Origin of the sequence: Streptomyces sp. NPDC047706, from assembly GCF_043204795.1 — a bacterium.
Taxonomy (GTDB): Bacteria; Actinomycetota; Actinomycetes; order Streptomycetales; family Streptomycetaceae; genus Streptomyces.
Window position 1 is genome coordinate 34700 of the sequence record NZ_JBIDCW010000001.1, and the last position, 21655, is coordinate 56354.

Here is a 21655-nt window from a genome sequence, read left to right on the forward strand (position 1 = left end):
TCCGCGCAGCGACGACTACAGGTACAGCCCCGCCTCCGACCCGCCCCGCGGCTCCGGCAGCGCCGTCGGGGACGTGCCCCGGCGCAGCGCGTACAGCTCGGCCAGCGTCGCCCCCTCCCGGGCGACCCCCTCCTCGGTGCCCAGCCAGGTGACCGCCTCCCGCCGGGTCAGCGGCCCCACCTCGATCCGGGCCAGACAGCGGCCGGGGCGGACGACGGCCGGGTGCAGCCGTTCCAGGTCCTCGTTGGTCGTGACCCCGACCAGCACGTTGCGGCCCTGGCCCAGCAGTCCGTCCGTCAGGTTCAGCAGCCGCGACAGCGCCTGCCCCGCCGTGTGCTTGGCCTCGCCGCGGATCAGCTCGTCGCAGTCCTCCAGCAGCAGCAGCCGCCAGCGGCCCTTGCCCGCCGCGTCCTCCTCGCCGATCGCGATGTCCATCAGATAGCCGACGTCGCTGAACAGCCGCTCCGGGTCCAGGACGCAGTCCACCTGGCACCAGTCCCGCCACGAGCGGGCCAGCGTGCGCAGCGCCGACGTCTTGCCGGTGCCCGGCGGGCCGTGCAGAAGCAACAGCCGGCCCGCGATGTCCTCCGGCGTCGTCTTCATCAGCCGGTCCATGGCGTCCGCGACCGGCGCGGTGTAGTTGGGGCGCACCTCCTCCCACGTTCCGGCCGAGATCTGCCGGGTCGTGCGGTGCGGGCCGCGCCTGGGGGAGACGTACCAGAAGCCCATCGTCACGTTCTCCGGCTGCGGCTCGGGTTCGTCCGCCGCGCCGTCCGTCGCCTGGTCGAGGACCTTCTTGGCCAGGTCGGCGCTGGTCGCGGTCACCGTGACGTCCGCGCCCCGGTTCCAGCGGGAGACCAGCAGCGTCCAGCCGTCGCCCTCGGCGAGCGTGGCGCTGCGGTCGTCGTCGCGGGCCACGCGCAGCACGCGCGCGCCGGGCGGCAGCAGCGTCGCCCCGGAGCGGACCCGGTCGATGTTCACCGCGTGCGAGTACGGCTGCTCGCCCGTCGCGAAGCGGCCGAGGAACAGCGCGTCGACGACGTCGGACGGCGAGTCGCTGTCGTCGACGTGGAGCCGGATCGGCAGAGCGTCGTGTGGGTTCGCAGACATGCCGCCATGATCGGGCACACGGGCGCCCCGTGCACCCGCTTTCCGAGGTGCGCGCGGAGTGTCGGTACCGTGCCCCTCCGCCGCCCGTGCCCCGGTACGTCCGCCTCCCGGGTCGTACATGTGCGACATCTGCCCCGGCCCCCGCCCCCGCGGATACTGTTGCCCCCGATGGGACGTCATGAGTGGCACACGGGGGCACGGCGGTGGCGGCTCACCGCGCTGCTCGGCGTGTCGGCGGTCGTCGTGGCGCTGGTGGTGACCCTGCTCAGCACGCTCCCCGGCGACCGCGCGAGCACCGCCGGCACCACGCCCGACGGCGACAAGGCGCACGGCACGCCCGTCACCCCGCCCGGCGAGCCGCGGTCCGACGTCGGCTGGGGCTTCACCCACACCCAGTTCAGCGCCGACGAGGGCGCGGCAGCGGCGGTGGCGCGGATCAGCGGCAGCCTCGAACGGTCGGGGCTGCCGCAGAACCAGCACATCATGGGCTGGGGCGCCGACAACCCCGAGCCGGTGAAGGGCCGTTACGACTTCGCCGCCCTCGACCGCCGGGTCGACTTCGTCCGCGCCTCCGGCGGCACGCCGGTGATCACGCTGTGCTGCGCCCCGGACTGGATGAAGGGCGGGGAGGCCGGCGCCGGCAACACGGACTGGAGCCAGGAGGCCCTGGAGACCGCACCGCGGCCCGAGCACTACGCCGACTTCGCGGCCCTCGCGGCGACCGTCGCCCGGCGCTATCCCGACGTACGCCACTTCATCGTCTGGAACGAGTTCAAGGGTTTCTGGAACGACGCCGAGCAGCGCTGGGACCACGAGGGCTACACCGAGCTGTACAACCTGGTCCACAAGGCGCTGAAGGCGGTCGACCAGGACATCAGGGTGGGCGGGCCCTACCTGGTGATGGACAGCGTCGACCCACGGGCGGAGATCGCCTCCACCGCACTCCAGGGCCCCTGGGGCGCCCTGGACCAGCGGGTCCTCGACGCCTTCGCCTACTGGAACGAGCACAAGACGGGCGCCGACTTCGTCGTCGTGGACGGCTCCAGCTACACCAGGGACGACGAGCTGCTGCCGGACGAGTTCGCCGCGACGGAGAAGTTCACGGCCGTCGGCCGGTGGGTGCGGCGGCAGACCGGCGGCGGGCTGCCGCTGTGGTGGGCCGAGTACTACGTCGAGCCCGCCGACGGCGACGACGACCGGCACGGCTGGTCCGAACCCCACCGCCGCGCGGTCCAGGCCGCCGCCATGATCGCCATGGTCCGGGGCGGCGCGTCCTCCGGCTTCTACTGGAACCCGCAGGAGGAGACCGGCCCCGGCTGCCCTGGCTGCCTGTGGTCACCGACCGGCACCCGGGACGGGGGCGGCACGCTGCCCATGTACGACCTGCTCGCCCGCTTCGGCGCGGAGTTCCCGCCCGGGACGGCGTACGAGAGCGTGACTGCCCCGGCCGGCGTCCGCGTCCTCGCCACCGACAGCACGCTCCTCGTCGTCAACACCCGCGACCGGGCGATCGGCGCGGAGGTCGACGGCAGGCGCCTCGGCCTGCGGGCCTACGAGGTGAAGTGGGTGAGGCGGTAGCGCGTCACCTCATCGTCAGGAACCGCTGGACCAGCGCCGCGCACACCACCGTCAGCAGCGGCAGCGAGAACCAGAAGCTGCCCTGGAGCCACCGCAGTTGCCGCACGCCCGGCCGCGCCGCCACCCGGACCACCTCCCGTGCCGACAGCAGCACGATCAGCGCGACGGCCGCGAGGGCACCCACCACGGACCAGGGCGTCCAGGTCACCAGCGGCCCCGGCGGGCCGGGGCCGGCTTCGGGGACGGGGCCGGCGGGCTGCCGGGCGAGGGCGTAGACCGCGGCGTCCGCGTCGGCGAAGACCTTCCGCAGCTCCGGCCGCCCGTCCAGGTTCCGGAGCAGCCGGGTCCCCCAGGACTCCGGGTAGCCGGCGTCCATGCGCAGAGAGGTGAGCTGACCGCTGTTGACCATCAGATACGAGTGCGGACCGGCGTCCTGCAACGCCTTGACCAGACCCGCCACCAGCGCCGGGTCGGCCGGTGCCTGCGTCGGCAGGTACTGCACCTTCTCCATGTCCCGCGCGCCCCACGGCATCGCGGGTGTCACGGTCTGAAGCGGGTCGTCGCTGAGCCACAGCAGCCGCACGCTCGGGTCGTCGTGCGCGTAGACGAACTCCATGGCGGCGACCTCGCCCGGCCGTACCCGTTCGAACGGCTCGTTGCCCCAGCGCGCCACCAGGAACCCGCCCATCAGCACCAGCCCCGCCAGCAGCGCGGCCAGTGGGGCGAGGCGCGTCCGGTTGCCGTCCCCTCGCGCGGCGCTGACGTCGGTGCGCGGGAAGAGCGCGAGCCCCGCCAGCAGGGCGGCGCCGGGCAGCGCGAACAGGAAGACACGCAGCGCCATCTCGCCGCCGTACGACTGCATGCCGAAGCCGAGGAACGGCACGAAGGTCAGCACCACCAGCGACCGCTCACGGTAGTTGTGCGCGCGCCGCCGCCACCAGCCGAAGCAGGCGAGGGCCAGCACACCCCCGGCGAGCGCCACGCGCGCGTACAGCACGAGCTTGTGGATCGCGTCGCCGCCCTCGATGCGACCGGACACCGAGGACGAGACATTGCCGCCGACGCCCCCCATCCCGCCGAACAGCTCGTCGAAGTGCCCCGACCAGTAGGGCTCGGCCATGAAACCGATCCAGGCCACGACCATCACCCCGAACAGCAGGGGCAGCCCGCGCAGTTCGATTCCGCCGACCAGGACGAGGACGGTGAGCACGCCCAGCATCACGAACGGCGTGAGCTGGTGGGCCGGGACGGTGGCCGCGAACAGCGCGATCACGACGAGCAGCAGCGCCGCCCGCTGCCGCCGGCCGGCCGGCTCCACCTCCGCCTCGCCGGGGCGGAACCTCGTCCAGATCACACGCGGGGCGCGGAACCAGACCAGCAGGACGGCCACCAGGACGAGGTACAGCAGATAGGTGAAGCCCTGCGGGGAGAAGTAGTCCTGACCGACCCAGCCGCTCAGCGCGAAGATCCAGACGCCGGCCCACCGGGCGCGCCAGCTCGCCCGGAGCGCACGGGTCAGCAGGAACAGCGGTGGCAGGTAGAGCAGTTGGACGGTCAGCGGCCACCAGCGGATGACCTCGGTGAAGTCGCCGACCCCACAGGCCTGGGCGACGAAGGCGGCCACCGCGAAGAAGCCGGGCCAGCTCCAGCGCGCGTCCAGGTCCGGTACCGCCGTGCCCGTGCGGTCGATGTGGTCGAGGAAGCCGAGGTGCTGCCAGGCCGTGGCGAACCGGGGCTCGGACTCGATCACGGCGGGCAGCGCGTGCAGCGACACGACCGTCGCCAGCAGTGTGACCAGCAGCAGCGTGCGGTGCTCGACCGCGGGCCCGAGGAGCGCGGCGAACACCGCTACCAGGAGCGCGGCGCCGATCAGTGTCGGGACCGGCAGCACGGAGACCAGGCCCAGCCCGCTCATGCGGTCCAGGTCCGACTCGCCGAGGCGGGACGCCGGGACCCAGTAGAGCAGCAGCGCGGCGACCAGCGCGGAGCCGAGGACCGCACCGACGCGGGTCGGCCTCAGCCGCTGTCGCCAGGGGACCCCGGGGCGCGCGTCCCGCGCCGCCCCGTCCGCCACGGGCTCCGGCTTCTCCGCCGCGAAGGCCGGTACCCCCGTGGGCGGCGTTCCCGGTCCCGGCCGGACGTCCGGACGCCGTTCCTGATGGTCGAAGCCGGCCGGGAGGCCGAGCGCGAGGGTGTCGCCGTCGAGCGCCCAGGCCGGTCCGCCCCCGCGCGCCGGGCCGGGCTTCGCCGGGACCTCGCGCGTCCCCAGGTCGGCGAGGTCCCCGTCGGGTGCCACGCCCGGCGGGACGTCGGACGCGGCACCCCGGACGGTGCGGTACAGCCGGGGCGCCGCGATCGCCACGATCACCGAGAGACTGGCGATCTCGGCGACGCCTGCCCCGGCCAGCCCCATCCGTGGCAGCAGCACCAGCGTCAGACCGAGCACCAGCGCGCACAGCAGGCCCTGCAGCCAGGCCAGTTCCGAGGTGCGGCTCCGGGCGCGCAGCACCGCGAAGTACGTCTCCATGACGACTCGCAGCACCGCCCCGAGGGCGAACCAGCGCAGCAGCGGCGTCGCCGCCTCCGCGTATCCCGTGCCGAACACGCCGAGGATCCAGGGCGCGCCGAAGAACAGCACGGCGGCGACCGGCAGCATGATCCGGGCCATCCGCCGCAGCGCGGCCCGGGTGTCGGCGGCGAGCCTGCCCGGCTCGTGCGAGCCCTCGACGGTCAGTGAGGCGCCCATGTTGACGGCGAGCAGGTTCACCGTGCCGCCGATGGTGGCGGTGATGTAGAAGTACGCGTTGTCCTCGGCGCCGACCTGCGCGGCCACGATCACCGGCACCAGATAGACCACGGCGAGCGAGAACAACGACCCGGTGCAGTCCCCCGCGAGGAACCGCCCGGCCTCCCTCAGCGTCGGCGGCCGCGCGTGCTCCCCGGTCTGCGCCACATGCCGGGGCACCAGCCGCCGGAACACCAGCCAGCCCAGCGGCAGCACCGACGTGGCGATTGCCGCGACCCAGGAGACGAAGACCCCGGTCATCGGGATCACCACCGCGAACGCGACCAGCAGCCCCAGCTTCACCGCCGAGAACACGGTGTTCCCGACCGGCACCCACAGCGCGTTGCGCAGGCCGGTGAGCACACCGTCCTGGAGGGTGAGCAGGTTCCAGGCGACGACGGCCACCACGAATCCGGCGGCGGCCAGCGGCGCGTGCAGGAAGCGGTACGACGGTCCCCACGCGTCCAGCGTCAGCAGGAAGACGCCCGCGGCCAGCGCCACCACGAGCGAACTGCCCGCGTACGTCCGCAGGATCAGCCGCCCGGTGCCCCGGCCGGCGACCGGTATGAACCGGGCGAGGGCGCCGGTGAGCGTCACCGCGGTCAGTCCGGCGAGGAGCTTCATCGCGGCGATCGCCGCGGAGCCCTGGCCGACCGCCGCCTCGGAGTAGTGGCGGGCGGCGAGCAGCCAGTAGCCGAGGCCGAGCACGGCGCTGATGCCGGTGTTCAGCATCAGCGCGTAGGCGTTGCGCAGCAGCTGGCCACCGCCCGGCGACCGGCCGAGCCCCGGCAGTCCCAGCCTGCGCCGGGGCTCCTCGGTGATCTCCTTCCGGGTCGGTTCGGCCTGTGCTGTGGTGGTCGTGTCAGACACGGGTACGGGTGGCCTTCCGGCGAACCTGACGTGCTCTGCGGACCATCGCGTACCCCTTGGTGAGGGCGCGGTCCCTGGCAAAGGTGCGGATGAGCGCGCGGCCCTCGACGAGCCGCTCGAACTCCTCGATCCCGGTGCCGCGGCGCACGGTGACCCGGCGCAGGGCGTACGGCCCCTGGGCACGGCGGGCGAGGTCGTTGCCGACGGCGAGCGCCTGACCGAACCCCGCCGCCCGCACCTGCTGGCGGACCCGGCGGCTGGAGTAGCCGTAGGGGTAGGCGAACGACTGGGGCCGGGCGCCCACTTCACCGGCGACCACGTCCCGGCAGCGGCTCAGCTCGAGACGCAGGGCGGCGTCGCCGAGCTGGTCGAGCTGCGGGTGGCTGTGGCTGTGACCGCCGATCTCGACGCCGGACCCGGCCAGTTCGCGCACCTGGTCCCAGTCGAGCATGCGGTCCAGGCCGCCCCCGGTGTCGTGGACGCCCTTGATCCAGCCGGTGGAGACGAACAGGGTGGCCGGGAAGCCGTGCTTGGCGAGCACCGGCAGGGCGTGGCCGTGGACCCCCTCGTAGCCGTCGTCGAAGGTGATGAGGACCGGGCGCGGCGGCAGCGGACGGCCGCAGCGCCAGCGCCCCGCGAGATCGGCCGTGGTGACCGGGGTGAGTCCCCGGCCGGCGATGACCTCCATCTGCCGTGCGAACGCCTCCGGGGTGACCGACAGGGCGCGGGTCGCGTCGTTCGGCTCGGACGCGACCGCGTGGTACATCAGAATCGGAACGCGGGTGTCAGTCATGTCCGCTGCCTCCGATCGACGCCGTCGGGAACGCCGTGCCGTTCCTGCGTGCCCGTACGCTGCCCACGACGTAACCGCCGGCCGCCGCGCACACGCCCGCGACGATCGCCCCGGCTCTGCCCGCACCGCCCGGACGGGCCAGCACCGCGTCGCGCAGTCCGCGCGCCACCCCGGCCGGCAGCACCCGGGTCGCGTACCGGCGTTCGGACTCCAGCCCCTTCTGTGCCCCCACGCTCCGGGCGACCAGCGCCTTCGACAGGCCCTCGGCGTATGCCCGGGTGCGGAAGTAGCCGAACCGCTCGCGTCCCGGCGGCACCCGGTGGTGGATCACCGCGCGGTCGTCGATCAGCAGGACCGCCTCGGGCAGGGCGCGGGTCAGGCGGATGCACAGCTCCGTCTCCTCGCAGCCCAGCGGACGCCTGTCGCCGTCCCGTCCGATGCCGGTGGCGAAGCCGCCCGCCGCGTCGAACGCCGTGCGGCGGAACGACGCGTTGCCGCCCAGCACGTTGCGGACCCGGACCAGGCCGCGCGGCAGGCCCCGATAGGTGCAGCCGACCACCCAGTCGAACTCCTCCGGGAACCAGTCGGGCCGGCGCCCCGACGCCCAGACGGGCACCGTACGGCCGCCGACCGCCATCACGCGCGGGTCGGCGTACGACGCGGCGAAGTGGCGCAGCCAGTCACGTTCGGCGACGGCGTCGTCGTCGAGGAAGGCGATCACGCCGCCGTGCGCGGCGGCGATGCCGGTGTTGCGGCCCGCGGACAGGCCGCGCGGGCCCGCGTTGGCGAGGACCCGCACGACGGCGCCTTCCCCGCACTCCTTGTACTCCCGGCGGAGGCGGTCCAGGAGCGCCTGGTTGTGGTCCACGACCAGGAGCGTCTCCAGGGCCGGCCGGGACTGCGCCCGCACCGAGGCGACCGCCGCGAGGATGTCCTCCCAGCGGTCCTCGGTGTAGGCGCAGATCACGACGGAGATGCCGGGATCGCTCAAGAGACCTCTCCCCGGACCGTGCCGAGCACCGGTGAGGGGTGGCCACGGCGGCGCAGCGCCCGCCGGTTGGACCGCTCCCGCAGGATCACCCGCAGCACCCGCAGCCCGTCGCGCACCGCGCTGAGGTTGCTGGTGCCGTGGATGCGGAGGTACTCGTGGCTGGGGATCTCCTGGACCTTCAGCCCGGCCTTGACCACGCGGATGTTCATCAGCGTCTCGACCTCGAAGCCCGTGCAGTCGAGGTCGATCTTGTCCAGGCAGTGCCGCCAGAAGGCGTTGTAGCCGTAGCACAGGTCGGTGTAGCGGGCGCCGAACTTGCGGTTGACGACCGCGCACAGCGTGCGGTTGCCCATCTTGCGGATGAAGGTCATGTCGTCGGTGCCGCCGCCGTTGGCGAACCGGGACCCCTTGGCGAAGTCCGCGCCGGAGACCAGCGCGGAGACATAGCTGACGATCTCGTTGCCGTCGGCCGAGCCGTCCGCGTCGACCATCACGACGATGTCGCCGGTGCACGCGGCGAACCCGGTGATCAGCGCGTCACCCTTGCCCTTTCCGCGCTGTTCGACGACTTTCACCTCCGGCCACAGCTCCCGGGCGACCTCGACGGTGCCGTCGGTGGAATTGCCGTCCACCAGAACCACTTCGTGGATCCAGTCCGGAAGGGTCTTGAAGACGTACGGAAGATTCTCCGCCTCGTTCATGGCGGGAATCACCACGCTCACCGGCGGTGTGATCGCCAGGTGCGTGGATATGGGCCGGAAGGCGCCGGCCGTCGACGGATTCTGGTCGGTTGTCGCCGAGCCCAGAACAGAGCTCATGAGTGGCTTTCCCTCTCGTCCGGTGGACCGCCCACCCCCGGGCGGCCCGGCTCTTTGTCCGGTGCGAAAGGGGGGTTTGTACTGGCACAGCTCACCAGCGCCCGAAAGGCAACCGGTTGCGCGGACGGCTCGGCCCCACCTCACGTGTGACCGAACACGGCACCCCCCACCGCGCGCCGCCCCGGCACACCATCACGGCCCCTGAGCCCTCCCCTGGGTCCGCAGTGATGGCAGTCCGGTGCGGATGAGATGTATGACGGTATTGACGTATCACTCCTTATGGCAAGACCTGCGACTTGGTCTCACCTTTCCGTCGGTATGGCCGTTACCGTCGAGCTGACCGGACCTTGCCCCATTGCTTCAGCAGTCTGTCCGCCGGCTCGAACAGTTCCGGTCGCTTCACCACGACATTGCGCAGTGCGCGCACCGGCGCGCGCCGGGCCCGATGCCCGAACGCGACAGGATGACGTCGCGTCACCCACCCTTCGGACACGAGAATTTCCCGCGTCTTCAGGGAATCCTTGTATTCCTTCTGTCCCCGCCCGAGATCCAGATAGGCGATTCCGCCGGCGGCGGCAGCCTCCGCCATACGCAGATGCAGCACCAGCCCGGGGGAGTACTTCGCGTACGCCGGGTCGTACGCCGGGAACCAGCAGGCGAGCACCCGCTCGGTGCGCAGCCCGAAGTGGGCGGCGACCGGCCTGCCGCCCGCGTACAGCACCGACAGGATCCCGGCGAACGGCTCGGAGCGGGTGTGGAACAGGTGCTCCACCAGCCGCGTGATCCACTCGTGCGCGAAGCGGTCGCTGCGCCCCGTCCTGCGGTACTGCGCGGACTTCCACTCCATCAGCGTGCGCAGCGCGGCGGGGTCCCGCTCGTCGTGGACGTAGACGACCTCGCCGGTGTCACGGCCCAGCTTGCGGTCCTTGGCGAGGGTGGTCCTGGTGAACTTCGGCGACCGGTCGCGCAGCTGGGCCAGATACGCCTCGAACCCCTGGTCGACGTCGATGACGGGGGACGGGAAGCTGCCGGTGGCGTGCGCCTCGAACGGCCGCTGTCCTTCCACCAGGTGGTCGAACTCCCATACGGCGAGCCCGCAGGCGCGCAGCAGTTCCCGGGCGTCCCAGGTGAACCCGGGGCGGTGCACCACACCCTGCGCGTCGGAGACGCCGAGCCCGATGGCCCGGCCGACCCCTGCGGCGGTTCTCCGGAACGGGAGGAACGCGGCGGGCTCGCCCTTCTCGCGGGCCACCGCGATCCGTACGCCGCGTCCGCACCGGCCCACGGCCAGGGCGAACTCCGGGGACAGGAACGGGTTCGCCAGCTCGGGCGAGCCGTGCAGATGAGCCTTGGCCTGCATCGCCGTCCAGGCCGCCCGGTCGGCGGCGGTCAGCTCGCCGGGGCGGTACACACTGATGTCCACGTCAGGGGCCCTGTCTTCTCGCGGTACGGCCGCCGAGGCGCCGTACCAGAACCAGCAGCAGAGTGAGGGCGCTGAGAACGGTCACGGTCACGATGCCGCCCCGCACCGACCACAGGTGCAGGGCCAGCAGGGTCTGGGCCACCAGCATGTCGACGGCGATGGCGCCCGCCAGCGCCACGATGGCGCGGCCGAGCGGATCCACTGCGCCGAGCGCGGCGGCGATCGCCGCGGCCGGCGCCGCCAGCAGGAAGAACAGCGTGAACGGGCCGCGCAGCGGCGAGTCCGACTCGATGAGCGCGAGCCAGGCGCCGAGCCCGCCGGCGGCTGTCGCGGCGCCCGCTGGGGCGAACCTCAGGTCCCTCCCCGGACCGGGCTCTGCCCGCTCGGCGCCGTCCGGTGCGCCGGACGCGTCTGTCTTCGCGCGGATGGTCTGCATTGGCGACTTTGCCCCCCGAAGCGCCGGATGCCGGGCTTCAATGTCGCGCAGCCCTCGGGGGGCCGTCAAGACGCGGAATGCGCTCTCCACGACCCGAAACAACGTTCGCCGCGCGCGGCGGTCCGCGCTCGGGTGATGATCCGTCACATCAGGCTCACGGGTGTCACGGGCGAACCCGTGGTGAACTCGCGGACTCCCGCCCGGGAACGGTGAAGAGTTTTGGCATGGACACTTCCATTCAACACGCGTAGTTGGTACGACGGTTGAGGCAGAGATCCTGCTAAAGGGAGGTTCCATGAGACGTTCCCGACTTGTCGTGCTCCTCGGCTCACTCCTCCTCGCCGTCACGGCCGCCCTCACCGGCGCCGCCTCGGCGCAGGCGTCGGAAGCCGCCGCCACCGGCTATGTGGCGCTCGGCGACTCCTACTCCTCCGGCGTCGGCGCCGGCAGCTACATCAGCTCCAGCGGCGACTGCAAGCGCAGCACGCGCGCGTACCCGTACCTCTGGGCCGCCGCCAACTCACCCTCGTCCTTCCACTTCACCGCCTGCTCGGGCGCCCGAACGGATGAAGTTCTCGCCGGTCAGCTGGCGCCCCTCAACGCGAGCACCGGCCTGGTCTCGCTCACCGTCGGCGGCAACGACGCCGGCTTCGCGGACGTCATGACGACGTGCGTACTCCAGTCCGACAGCGCCTGCGTCTCCCGCATCAACACCGCGCGTGCGTACGTCGACACCACGCTCCCCGGCAAGCTCGACAACGTGTACGCGGCGATCCGCGGCAAGGCACCCTCGGCCCAGGTCGTCGTCATCGGCTATCCCCGCTTCTACAAGCTCGGACAGGCCTGCCTGGGCCTGTCCGAGACCAAGCGCAAGGCCATCAACGACGCCTCCGACCACCTGAACACCGCCATCGAGAAGCGCGCCCGGAACCACGGCTTCGCCTTCGGAGACGTCCGCACCACCTTCACCGGCCACGAGATCTGCTCCGGCGCCTCCTGGCTGCACAGCGTCAACTGGTTCAACATCGGCGAGTCGTACCACCCGACCGCCGGCGGGCAGTCAGGCGGCTATCTGCCGGTGTTCGACAGCACCGCCTGACCCTCACGGAGCGGGCGAGGAGGAAGGGGAGGCCCCGCCCGTCGGGGTCTCCGTCACACAGGTCACCGAGAACGCCACCGCGTTGGACGTCACGCGCACCGGATCCCTGACCTCGACGCCGAGTTCGTTCTCGTACGTCCCGCTCTCCTCGTACGTCGTCACGACGACCCGGTCCTGCCGGGTCCGCTGTCCGCCCTCCGGGAAGGACAGCGTGCGCCAGCCCGGGTCGGTCACCTCGCCGTCCCGGGTCACCCACCGGTAGTCCACCTCGGCCGGCAGCCGGCCCACCGTGAAGGTCGCCGTGAAGGCGGGCGCCCGGTCGTTCGCGGGCGGGCAGGGGCCGGTGTAGTCGGTGCGGGAGCCGGAGAGGCCCACGGTCACCGTCTGGGGCGCGGGAGCCGACGAGGGGCTGTCGCTCGGCGTCGGCGTCGTGGCCCCGCCGCCGGTGGTGGTCTCCTCCGGCGGGGCCGGCTCCTCCGGCGGGGCCGGCTCCGCCGGTCCCGCCGTTTCCGGGGCGGACGTGCCGGTGTCCCCCGCCGTTCCGCCAACGCCGCCTTCGCCGTTGTCGTCGTCGAGCAGCGCGTACGTCAGCCCGCCGGCGGCGAGCGCCAGCGCCGCGACGCCCGCCACCAGCGCGGCGACGGCGCGACGGTCACGGCGCGGCTCGGTGGTCGCCGTGGTGGCCGGGCCCGGCCGCGGCGGGGTGGGGGAGCGCGGCTGACGGTGCTCGGCGATCGCCCGGGGGTACGGGGTGTACGGCGTCGTCGGCGCGGTGTCCGCGCGCGGCAGGTATCCCGCTGCGGGGGTGCCGCCGGCGCCGGCCAGCCGCAGGTCCCGCTCGGCCCGTTCGGGCGACAGCCGCTCGGCCGGGTCCTTGCGCAGCAGCCCCTCGATGACGGGGGTGAGGGGGCCGGCCCGGCGCGGCGGCGGCAGTTCCTCGTCCACGATCGCGCGCAGGGGCTGAGCGGGGTGTCGTGCCGGAAGGGGGAGTGGCCCTCGACGGCCGCGTACAGCAGCACGCCGAGCGACCACAGGTCGGACTCCGGGCCGGGCGTGCGGCCGAGGGCCCGCTCCGGGGCGAGGAACTCGGGCGAGCCGACGACCTCGCCGGTCATGGTCAGCGCGGAGCTGCCCTCGACCGTCGCGATGCCGAAGTCGGTGAGGACGGCCCGGCCGTCGTTCGACAGCAGGACGTTGGCCGGCTTCACGTCCCGGTGCAGCACCCCGGCCTCGTGCGCGGCGCGCAGCGCGGACAGCACCTCGGCGCCGATCTGCGCCGCGCGCCGCGGCGGCAGCGGGCCCTCGGCGTCCAGCAGATCCGCCAGCGAGATGCCGCGGACCAGCTCCATCACGATCCAGGGCCTGCCCTCCTCGGTGGCCACGTCGTACACCGTGACGACGTTGCGGTTGGCGACCCGCGCCGCCGCCCAGGCCTCACGTTCCAGACGCACGTACAGCCGCTCCACGTCGGAGGCGGGGAGCCCGGCCGGGGCGCGTACCTCCTTGACGGCGACCTCGCGGCTCAGCACCTCGTCGCGGGCGCGCCACACGGTCCCCATCCCGCCCTCGCCGAGCGGGGACAGCAGCCGGTACCGGCCGGCGATCACGCGTTCACTTCCCGGTTGCACGGACACGGGCGCCCCCCTTCGCAGCCGCGAGTGATGTGTCGTGTGATTTCTCCCCAAAAGTAGCTCACCCGAATGCCGATGCCGCCCCCCTGAGCACCAGTCCGGCACCCAGGGCCACGACGACGAACGCGGAACCCACCGGCGCGACGCGGCGGACCAGCGACGTCAGCGGACCGGCCGCCCAGCGTGGCCGCCGGCCCAGCGCACGGGTCACACCGGCCCCGAACTTCACGACGGCGAAACCGGCGGCGGTCAGGGTGAGGGCCAGACCGGCGCCGTACGCGACGACGAGCAGCAGGCCGAACCAGGCGTGCCCGAGGGCGGCGGCGCCCACGAGTACGACGACGGCGGAGGGGCTGGGCACCATCCCGCCGGCGAAGCCCATGAGGACCGTGTCGCGGAGCGTGGGGGCGACGGGGTGCGAGTGGGTGTGGCCGCCGTGGGTGTGGGCGTGGGTGCGGGGGTGGTCGTGTTGGTGGGGGTGGGGGTGGGGGTGCGGGTCGTCGGGTGCCGCGTGGTCGTGCGCGTGGTCGCGGTCGTGCCGGTCGTGCGCGTGGTCGCGGGGGTCGTCGGCGTGGGTGTGCTCGTGGCCGTACCGGCCGTGCTCCGGGTCGCGCTCGTGCACGGTCACGTGGGCCCTGCCGTTCTCCTTGTCGTGCTCGTGCTCGTGCTCGTGTGCCTTGCCGTGGTCGTGCGCGTGTACGTGTGCCTTTTTGCGCCCGGGGAGTCGGGGATCGCCGTGCCCCCGGCCGCGGACCGCCCGCCGGACCAGGCCCGCTCCCGCCAGCGTCACCAGGACGCCGCTCGCGATGCCCAGCCAGGCGACCACCGAGGGCGCCGCCGCGGAGCCGGCCGTGACCAGCAGGCCGAGGGCGACCACCCCGAGGGTGTGGGTGACCGTGACGGAGGCGGCCAGGGGCAGGACGTCCTTCATGCGGGCCCGGCCGCCGTGGGCCGCCGCGGTGGCCGCCATCAGTGTCTTGCCGTGCCCCGGTGCGAGGGCGTGCAGGGCGCCCAGGCCGATCGCGACGAGCAGGGCGAGGGCGGCGAAGCCCGCGGTGAGGTCCTGGCGGGCGACCAGGGAGTCCAGGGCCCTGGTCCAGCGATCGGCGCCACGCGGCAGCACGGACGCGGCGGGCGCGTCGCCCCGTTCCTCGGCCAGCGCGGGACCGCCGGGCCCGACCCGCAGGGAGGCGGAGCCGATGTCGGCCGGGGACGACAGCAACTCCTCGGGGTAGTAGGTCAGTTCGCGGGACGACGACCGTTCCGGCACGTCAGACGCGGTGAGCGTCGTCCGGTCCCCGCGTGCGGTGATCTCCCGCCAGCCGGGGCCCGACCCGGCACCGGCGCCGCGGAAGCCGACGGTTGCCGGGGCGCCCTCGGGGAGGGCGGCGGTCAGCCGGCACTCCAGGCGGAGTGTGTCGAGCCCCGCCTGACCGGGGAGCACGCGCGCGTGGCCGCCGGGGACTTCGAGGGGGACCGCCCGTCCGTCGACGGTGACCTCGCTGTCCCGGGCGGCCGCGGCGCACCGCTGCTTCGCCCACCCGTTCAGGCCGAGCCGTCGGACGTCGGGCGCGGCCTGGGTCGCGGGGATCTCGGCGAGGTCCTCGACGTGCAGGACGCGGAGTTCGCCGGGCGCGGCGATCAGGCCGTCGTAGTAGTTGACGGTGAAGTTGCCGAGCGGGTGCGCGGAGGCGGTACCGGCGGGGACGAGCAGCAGGGCGGCGGTGGCGGTCAGGACGGCGAGTGCGCGAGAGAGTTTCACCTCGCCGCCTCCAGGGACTTCAGCGCCGTGCGGGCCTCGCGGGCGCCCAGCGGGGAGAAGCCGGAGTTGAGCTCCAGGGCCCTGGTCAGGGAGGCGCGGGCCTCCTTCGCGCGGCCCGTGGCGCGCTCGATCATGCCGCGGTGGTACAGGAAGGCGGCGTTGCGGTAGCCGGTGGCGGTGGCCCGGCGCGCGTACGGCCGGGCCTCCTCGGCCCGGCCGTTGACGTGCAGCGCCCAGGCGAGGGCGTCCGCGGTGTGCACGGTCCGGCGCCGGTCCCACTCGGCGCGCGCGGCCCGCAGGGCCAGCTTCTTGTCGCCGTGGTCGGCGGCGGCCAGCGCGGTGTCGAGGTCGGCGTTGACGCCGCCCGCGCGCGCGAGGGCGGTCCAGGCGTGGACGAGGGCGTACTGCTCACGGGCCTTGGCCCGGTCGCCGCCCGCCTCGTACAGCTCGCCGAGCGCGACCAGCGCGCCGGGCAGGGGGGCGGCTGCGACGACCGCCGTCATGCCGCGCACCGCCTCGGCGCGGTCACCGCCCGCCGCCTGGGCGCGGGCCCGTCCCTCCAGCGCGGGGAGGTAGCCGTCGTCGGCGGCCAGGGCGCGGGCGTAGTGCCGCAGGGCGCTCACGTGGTCGCCCTGGTTCCAGGCGAGTTGGCCGAGCGCGGTGGCGACGTACGCCCTGTCCGCGGGTGTGACGGCGGCGTCCTGGGCCTGCTCCAGGACCCGGCGGGCGGTGCGGACGTCGCCGCGCAGCTCCCGCACGTACGCGTACCGCGTGAAGACGGGGATGCCCGGCCGCCGGGAGTCTGCTTCGTCGGCGGCCTTCGCCGCCTGTTCGTAACGGCCGAGTTCGAGCAGGGCGTCGATACGGCTGCACAGGGCGCGTTCGTTGTAGGGGTTCTGCTCCAGGGCCCTGCCCGCCTGGTCCAGGGCCGCGGCGAAGTCGTGGCGGGCGGCGGCGAGGGCGGCCCGGCCCGCCAGCGCCTGGTCGTTGCGGGGACGGAGCGCGAGGGAGCGCTCCAGTGCCTTGCCGGCCTGCGGGTAGCGCGAGGGGTCGCCGTCGACCCTGGCCTGTTCGACGTAGGCGAGCCCGAGGGAGGCCCAGGCGCCGAAGTCGCGGGGCTGGGCGCGGAGGTGGGCCTGCAGTGCGGAGACCGCCGCGTCCAGGTCGCCGCCGAGCAGGGCGGCGGGATCCACCCCGCCGCCCGTCGTGGCCGGGGCACGTGCGTCGCCGGCCCGCGTGTTGCCGACCGCGACGGACGCTCCGGTGAGCGCCACGGCCAGCAGCACGGCACAGCCGGCGACCTGCGCCCGGCGCCGGCGCCGGGCGGCTGCCGGGACCCGCGGCAGCGCGGCCACCCGCTCGCCGGCGCCCACCGCGCCGGGCGGTGCGCCACCGGCCGGTTCCGCGGCGGTGCGGTCCTCCACCGCCCCGTCACCCCCGGCGTCCGGCGCACGGCCGTTCTCGCCCTTCGGGTCTTCGTCGTTGGTACGCGGGACCATGCCTCTCCTCGGTGCGCCTGCGGGTCGGACGTGTCGGTGGGGAGGCGCGGCCCGCGCCGTGGGGGATGGGAGGGGTGCGGGCCGCGCCGTTCGGTGGGGGCGTCAGTACGCGCGGCCCCGCATGCGGCGCCACCACAGCAGGGCGGCGCCGATCAGCAGGATTCCGCCCGCACCCGCGCCCGCGGAGGCGGCGATCAGGGTCGTGTCGTCCGAGCCGGCCGGCTGCAGGGCGTCGCCGATCTGGCTGCGGACGTCGTTGCCGCCCGAGGTGCCCTTGGCCAGCGGGCCGCGCGAGCCCTCCGTCGGCAGGGCGACGTACGGGAAGGTCTTCTCGAACTCCTTGTCGTTCTTGTCCACCGCGTCGCCCAGGTCGCTCTTGGCGCCGAGCAGTTCACCCTCGACGACCTGGAGGGAGGCGTCGATGACGTCGTCGGTGAGGCGGCGGCCGTTGGGGAAGCCCGCGTTGTCGCCGTCCAGGACGCCGAGCCGCTTCGGGGCGGCGGTGGGCTTGACGGACGTGTTCAGCCGCAGCATCTCGGACGGCGTCACGTGCGGCGGCTGGTTGAGGTCCGGCACGCCCTTGAGGAAGACGTCCACCAGGTCGTTGCGGGGCTCGTCGGGCGCCGGGATCTTGTAGATGGCCTCGATGAGCTTCGGCAGCTCGGGGTGGGTGACGTTCTCCAGGAACTGGGCGTCGTCCCACGGCCCGGACGCGTTGAACGTGTCCTTGTCCTCGATCGGGTTGACGACCTCGTTGACCAGCGGGTTGCCGAGGCGCGAGACCTGCCGGAAGTGACCTTGGGCGTTCTTGCGCTGGGTCGTCGACCAGATGCCGACGACGGGCTGGTGGGCGGACTCCTGGATCAGGTGGTTGGGCACCTGAAGGGCGATGGAGTTGACGTTGTAGCCCTTGAGAGTGTCGTTGCCGACCTCGGAGAGGTTCCCGCCGTAGAGGAGGTCGAAGACCCGCAGGTCCAGGAAGAACGGGTCGTCGGCCTGACCGGCGAACGTCGTGGAGCCGCCCGCCAGTTCGTGTACGGCCTCCTTGCGCAGCGCCGCGTAGTCGGGCATGGACGCCTTGCCGACGTTCGACGGCGCGACCGGGACGTCGTCCGCGATCTTCGTGCGGGACACCAGCCGCTGCTTCTTCAGCCGCAGCAGCTCGATGTCGTAGGTCTGCGTGACGTTGAGGTCCTTGTCGTCCAGGGTCTCGACGGGACCGGTGTTGTAGAGGAACGTCTTCTTGTTCTTGACGTGCGTCCGGAAGGTGTAGCGAAACAGCAGCTCGCCCTGTCCGTCGCCGTTGTTGTCGATGTGGAGGTCGTACTGGGCGTCCTCGGCGAACGTGAAGAAGTTCGGTCCGCCGGCCGGCTCCTCGAACGGGATCCAGTTGGCGATGATCGTCGTCGTGTCCGGCTTGTCCGGGCTGACGAACGCGTACACGTCGGTGTTGTCGTACTGCGGGGTCCCCGATATCAGCGGGGCCTCCCGGTGGCTGGAGGCGGCGGCCGCCCCCGGTTCCAGAGCGGTCACGCCTGCGGCCGCGAGCCCTGCGGCGGCCAGCGCACCACAGACGAGGGTGGCGACGCCCCTGAGTCCCGCGCCGCGCTTGGAGTTTGCTGTCATGCCGTCCGTCCTCAGTGCCGACTTTCCTGAACGCCGGGGGATTCGAAGCGGGCGGCGGACCGGATTGGTCGAACGGGAAATTCAATTCCCGCCTGTCCGGCCCGCGTTTTCGGCACGCTGATCCGTAACCCCATCCGGAGGTGCGTGCGTTGCGAGTGTCTGGTGTGTCGGGGCGGCCGGGGTGCGGCCGTGGAAAGGGGGAGCGCGTGGAGGCGGACAGACTGCTGGTCCGCGTCGCGGGCGGGGACCAGTCGGCGTTCGAGGAGCTCTACGCACTGGTGTCCGGGCCGGTGTTCGGGCTGGTCAGGCGAGTGGTGCGGGATCCGGCGCAGTCCGAGGAGGTGGCCCAGGAGGTGCTTCTCGAACTGTGGCGCTCCGCCGCGCGCTTCGACCCCGCCCGCGGCAGCGCCCTGTCCTGGATCCTCACGCTCGCCCACCGCCGGGCCGTCGACCGGGTGCGCAGCGCCCGCGCGGCCGGCGAACGGGAGCAGCGCGAGGCGCTGCGTGCCGGGACGCCCGCCTTCGACCAGGTCGCCGAGGAGGTGGAGGCGGGGCTCGAACGCGAGTGGGTGCGCCGGTGCCTGGAGAGGCTCACCGCCCTTCAGCGGGAGTCCGTCACCCTCGCCTACTACGACGGCTACACCTACCGTGAAGTGGCCGAACGGCTCTCGCTGCCGCTCGGCACGGTCAAGACCCGGATGCGCGACGGACTGACCCGGCTGCGCGAGTGCCTCGGAGGAGTCGCGTGAGCTTCCTGGACCGTCCGCACCCCGAGCGCCGAGGGGGTGGGGCATGAGCCTGCTCGACCGTCTGCGCGGCCGTGCGGACCTGCACGGCCTCGCCGCGCCCTACGCGCTCGACGCCCTGGAACCGGACGAGCGCATCCGCTTCGAGAAGCACCTGGCGGGCTGCGAGCGCTGCGCACGGGAGGTACGGGAGCTCTGCGAGGACGCCGTGCGGCTCGCCTGGTCCACGGCCGCCCCCGCGCCGGCCGCCCTGCGCGAGCGGGTACTGACCGCCGTACGCACCACTGCGCAGGAACCGCCGCGTGCGCGTGAGGTCGTGCTGCCGCCGCACGTATGGGGTGCGCAGCCGCCGCCGGCTCGCGCCCGGACACCGCGCACGCGCCCCATGTTCGTGCCGTTCGCCACCGCGACGGCCGCCGCGGCCCTCGTCGTCGCCGCCCTCTTCGCCGTCCAGGCGGACCGGACCGGGGACCAACTGGCCGCCGAGCGGGACCGGTCACGTGAGATCGCCCACGTCCTGGCCGCTCCGGACGCGCGTGCGGCCACCGGACGGGATGCCGAGGGGCGAACGATCGGAGTGATCGCTTCCGTTTCCGAGGGGCGCGCGGTGGTCACCCTGAACGGGTACGACAAGCTGCCGGGCGACCGCGTGCACCAGCTGTGGGTCATGCGCCCCCAGGCGCAACCGCGCTCCCTGGGCCTCCTGGACGGCGACACGCCCTTCGTCGCGAACGGCCTGGACAGGGCGGCGACGTCACTCGCCGTAACCGTCGAGCCCGACGGGGGGTCGGTCCGGCCCACCACGCAGCCGGTTGTCCAACTCGCCCTGGAATCTGTTGGATTCGGAGAGTGATCGAAGAGGGATGGTCAACGCCCTTACGGGGAAGGTGAATCCTGTGACCGCGATACACGGGTGCCCGCGCGGGGAGATAGGGTTACCCTGCCCGGGCCGGGTGGACTCGTACGGGTGGGGAGTGACATGGAACAGATAACAGTGCGCAGCAGGGCGAGAGTCCCTGCGATCACCTGCGGGAGCAGCGCGACCAGCTCGCGCCTCGACCGCCATCTCTCGGTGCTGGCCGGCCCCGCCGTCCCGCAGCGCGAGGCGGCCGAGGCGACCTCGTTGATGCGTGAGATAACCGCACGTGACACCGTGCACGAGCGCAGCGACCGGGTCTCGCGGGTGAGCCGGGTCTCACTCTTCGCCCCGCTGCGCCGCCTGCGCCGTTCCCTGTTCGGCGGCCGCTGACCCGCACGGGCGTCCCCCGACGCGCTCTTCGAAGGCCCGCGCTCAGGCAGCCACACCGTCCCGGCGCAGCGCTGCGATCTCGCCGTCCGTCATCCCCACGGCCCGCAGCACTGCTTCGGTGTGCTGTCCGAGCGCGGGTACGTCCCCGCTCCGCGCCGGCTCCCCACCCGGCCAGGTGATCGGCGGCAGCAGCGCCCTCAGCGGCCCGGCGGGCGAACCCACCTTCCGCCACCGCTCCCGCGCCGCCAGTTGCGGATGGTCCGCCACCTCCCGTACGTCCCGCAGCCGGGCGCAGGCGATGCCCGCGGCCTCCAGCCGGGCCTGCGCCTCGTCGGCGCTCAGTGTGCCCAGCGCCCGAGCGACCTGCTCGTCCGTACGTTTCCGGTGGGCCACCCGCGCCGCGTTCGTAGCGAACGCCGGATCAGTGCCCAACTCGGGTCGCCCGATGACCTGTTCGGCCAGTCGCCGCCACTCCCGGTCGTTCTGCACCGACAGCAGCACCCGCCCGCCGTCCGCCGTGGCGTAGGCGTCGTAGGGCGCGATGACGGCGTGCGCGAGGCCCGTGCGCGCCGGTGGAGTGCCGTCGTGCATCACATGGTGCAGCGGATGGCCCATCCACTCCGCGAGCGCCTCCAGCATCGACACCTCCACCGGCCCGCCGCGTCCCGTGGTGCCGCGCCGCACCAGCGCCGCCAGCACACCCGAGAAGGCGTACATGGCCGCCGCGATGTCCGCCGCCGGGATGCCTGCCTTCACCGGCTGCTCCGCAGTCCCCGTCACCGACACGAGCCCCGCCTCGCACTGCACGAGCATGTCGTACGCCCGCTTGTCCGCGTACGGCCCCGCCGCCCCGTATCCAGAGATGTCCACGGCGATCAGCCTCGGGTGCGCGGCGCACAGCGTGGCCGCGTCCAGCCCGAGCCGCGCCGCCGCCCCCCGCGCGAGGTTCTGCACGAACACGTCCGCCTCCGCCACCAGCCGCCGTACGGCGTCCAGTCCGCGCGGATCCTTCAGGTCCAGCGCGACGGACTCCTTGCCGCGGTTGCACCACACGAAGTGCGAGGCGAGTCCGCGGGCCGCGGTGTCGTAGCCGCGCGCGAAGTCGCCGCCGTCGACCCGTTCGACCTTGATCACCCGAGCACCGAGATCGGCGAGCTGCCGGGTGGCGAAGGGGGCGGCGACGGCCTGCTCGACGGCGACGACGGTGATGCCCTCCAGGGGCAGGGGGAGACGGTCCAT

Annotated in this window: 16 protein-coding genes and 1 pseudogene; 5 read left to right on the forward strand and 12 right to left on the reverse strand. The window is 73.3% G+C overall.

Translation table 11 applies throughout. From position 1 onward, the window contains the following. Positions 1-15: 15 nt before the first annotated feature. On the reverse strand, positions 16-1110 hold the full coding sequence (locus ACGF8A_RS00170; RefSeq protein WP_393102562.1) for a DUF5925 domain-containing protein: 1095 nt from the start codon (positions 1108-1110) through the stop codon (positions 16-18). A gap of 168 nt (positions 1111-1278) precedes the next feature. Between ACGF8A_RS00170 and ACGF8A_RS00175 the strand changes: the two genes are divergently transcribed. Beyond that, positions 1279-2688 (forward strand): xylan 1,4-beta-xylosidase, encoded by a 1410-nt coding sequence (locus ACGF8A_RS00175; protein ID WP_393102564.1) that lies wholly within the window; start codon positions 1279-1281, stop codon positions 2686-2688. Positions 2689-2692: 4 nt separating this feature from the next. On the opposite strand, the gene ACGF8A_RS00180 is transcribed toward ACGF8A_RS00175, so the two are convergent. From ACGF8A_RS00180 to ACGF8A_RS00205, 6 genes are all read right to left on the reverse strand, one after another. Beyond that, positions 2693-6343 carry a lipopolysaccharide biosynthesis protein gene (locus ACGF8A_RS00180; protein ID WP_393102566.1) on the reverse strand — a complete coding sequence of 1217 codons (3651 nt, stop codon included), beginning with the start codon at positions 6341-6343 and terminating at the stop codon, positions 2693-2695. After that, the gene (locus tag ACGF8A_RS00185; protein ID WP_393102568.1) at positions 6336-7136 is read right to left on the reverse strand and encodes a polysaccharide deacetylase family protein; all 801 of its coding nucleotides are present in this window, start codon (positions 7134-7136) and stop codon (positions 6336-6338) included. Before ACGF8A_RS00185 ends, ACGF8A_RS00180 begins: the two co-directional genes overlap by 8 nt. Further along, the gene (locus ACGF8A_RS00190) at positions 7129-8127 is read right to left on the reverse strand and encodes a glycosyltransferase family 2 protein (protein WP_393102570.1); all 999 of its coding nucleotides are present in this window, start codon (positions 8125-8127) and stop codon (positions 7129-7131) included. Before ACGF8A_RS00190 ends, ACGF8A_RS00185 begins: the two co-directional genes overlap by 8 nt. Next, complete coding sequence (locus tag ACGF8A_RS00195) at positions 8124-8945, reverse strand: glycosyltransferase family 2 protein (RefSeq protein WP_393102572.1); 822 nt, start codon at positions 8943-8945, stop codon at positions 8124-8126. The genes ACGF8A_RS00190 and ACGF8A_RS00195 overlap by 4 nt, the downstream gene beginning before the upstream one ends. A 325-nt stretch (positions 8946-9270) precedes the next feature. Then, a complete protein-coding gene (locus ACGF8A_RS00200; protein WP_393102574.1) occupies positions 9271-10368 on the reverse strand; it encodes a GNAT family N-acetyltransferase in 1098 nt (365 codons plus the stop codon). 1 nt (position 10369) lies between these two features. Beyond that, positions 10370-10804 (reverse strand): hypothetical protein, encoded by a 435-nt coding sequence (locus ACGF8A_RS00205; protein ID WP_393102576.1) that lies wholly within the window; start codon positions 10802-10804, stop codon positions 10370-10372. 295 nt (positions 10805-11099) lie between these two features. On the opposite strand from ACGF8A_RS00205, the gene ACGF8A_RS00210 reads away from it, so the two are divergent. Beyond that, entirely contained in the window at positions 11100-11903 is an 804-nt protein-coding gene (locus tag ACGF8A_RS00210) for an SGNH/GDSL hydrolase family protein (RefSeq protein WP_393102577.1), read from the forward strand. A gap of 3 nt (positions 11904-11906) precedes the next feature. Here the strand turns inward: ACGF8A_RS00210 and ACGF8A_RS00215 are convergent. The 4 genes and pseudogenes from ACGF8A_RS00215 to ACGF8A_RS00230 form a co-directional block, all read right to left on the reverse strand. Beyond that, positions 11907-13537: pseudogene (locus ACGF8A_RS00215) on the reverse strand (serine/threonine-protein kinase). 58 nt (positions 13538-13595) lie between these two features. Next, positions 13596-15296 (reverse strand): nickel transporter, encoded by a 1701-nt coding sequence (locus tag ACGF8A_RS00220; protein ID WP_393102579.1) that lies wholly within the window; start codon positions 15294-15296, stop codon positions 13596-13598. Further along, positions 15293-16795, reverse strand: coding sequence for a tetratricopeptide repeat protein (locus ACGF8A_RS00225; RefSeq protein ID WP_393102581.1), 1503 nt, complete (start codon positions 16793-16795; stop codon positions 15293-15295). The genes ACGF8A_RS00220 and ACGF8A_RS00225 overlap by 4 nt, the downstream gene beginning before the upstream one ends. A 102-nt stretch (positions 16796-16897) precedes the next feature. Then, positions 16898-18421, reverse strand: a complete 1524-nt coding sequence (locus ACGF8A_RS00230) for a DUF4331 domain-containing protein (RefSeq protein WP_393102583.1) — start codon at positions 18419-18421, stop codon at positions 16898-16900. A 206-nt stretch (positions 18422-18627) separates the two neighbouring features. Here ACGF8A_RS00230 and ACGF8A_RS00235 point away from each other — a divergent pair, with 206 nt between their 5' ends. The 3 genes from ACGF8A_RS00235 (at position 18628) to ACGF8A_RS00245 (ending at position 20416) form a co-directional block, all read left to right on the forward strand. After that, positions 18628-19170, forward strand: coding sequence for a sigma-70 family RNA polymerase sigma factor (locus ACGF8A_RS00235; protein ID WP_393102585.1), 543 nt, complete (start codon positions 18628-18630; stop codon positions 19168-19170). Positions 19171-19213: 43 nt separating this feature from the next. Further along, entirely contained in the window at positions 19214-20020 is an 807-nt protein-coding gene (locus ACGF8A_RS00240; protein WP_393102587.1) for an anti-sigma factor domain-containing protein, read from the forward strand. 126 nt (positions 20021-20146) lie between these two features. Then, positions 20147-20416 (forward strand): hypothetical protein, encoded by a 270-nt coding sequence (locus ACGF8A_RS00245; RefSeq protein ID WP_393102589.1) that lies wholly within the window; start codon positions 20147-20149, stop codon positions 20414-20416. A gap of 42 nt (positions 20417-20458) precedes the next feature. Here the strand turns inward: ACGF8A_RS00245 and ACGF8A_RS00250 are convergent, their stop codons facing one another. Then, positions 20459-21655: a CaiB/BaiF CoA transferase family protein gene (locus tag ACGF8A_RS00250; RefSeq protein ID WP_393102591.1), complete on the reverse strand. Its 1197-nt coding sequence runs from the start codon at positions 21653-21655 to the stop codon at positions 20459-20461.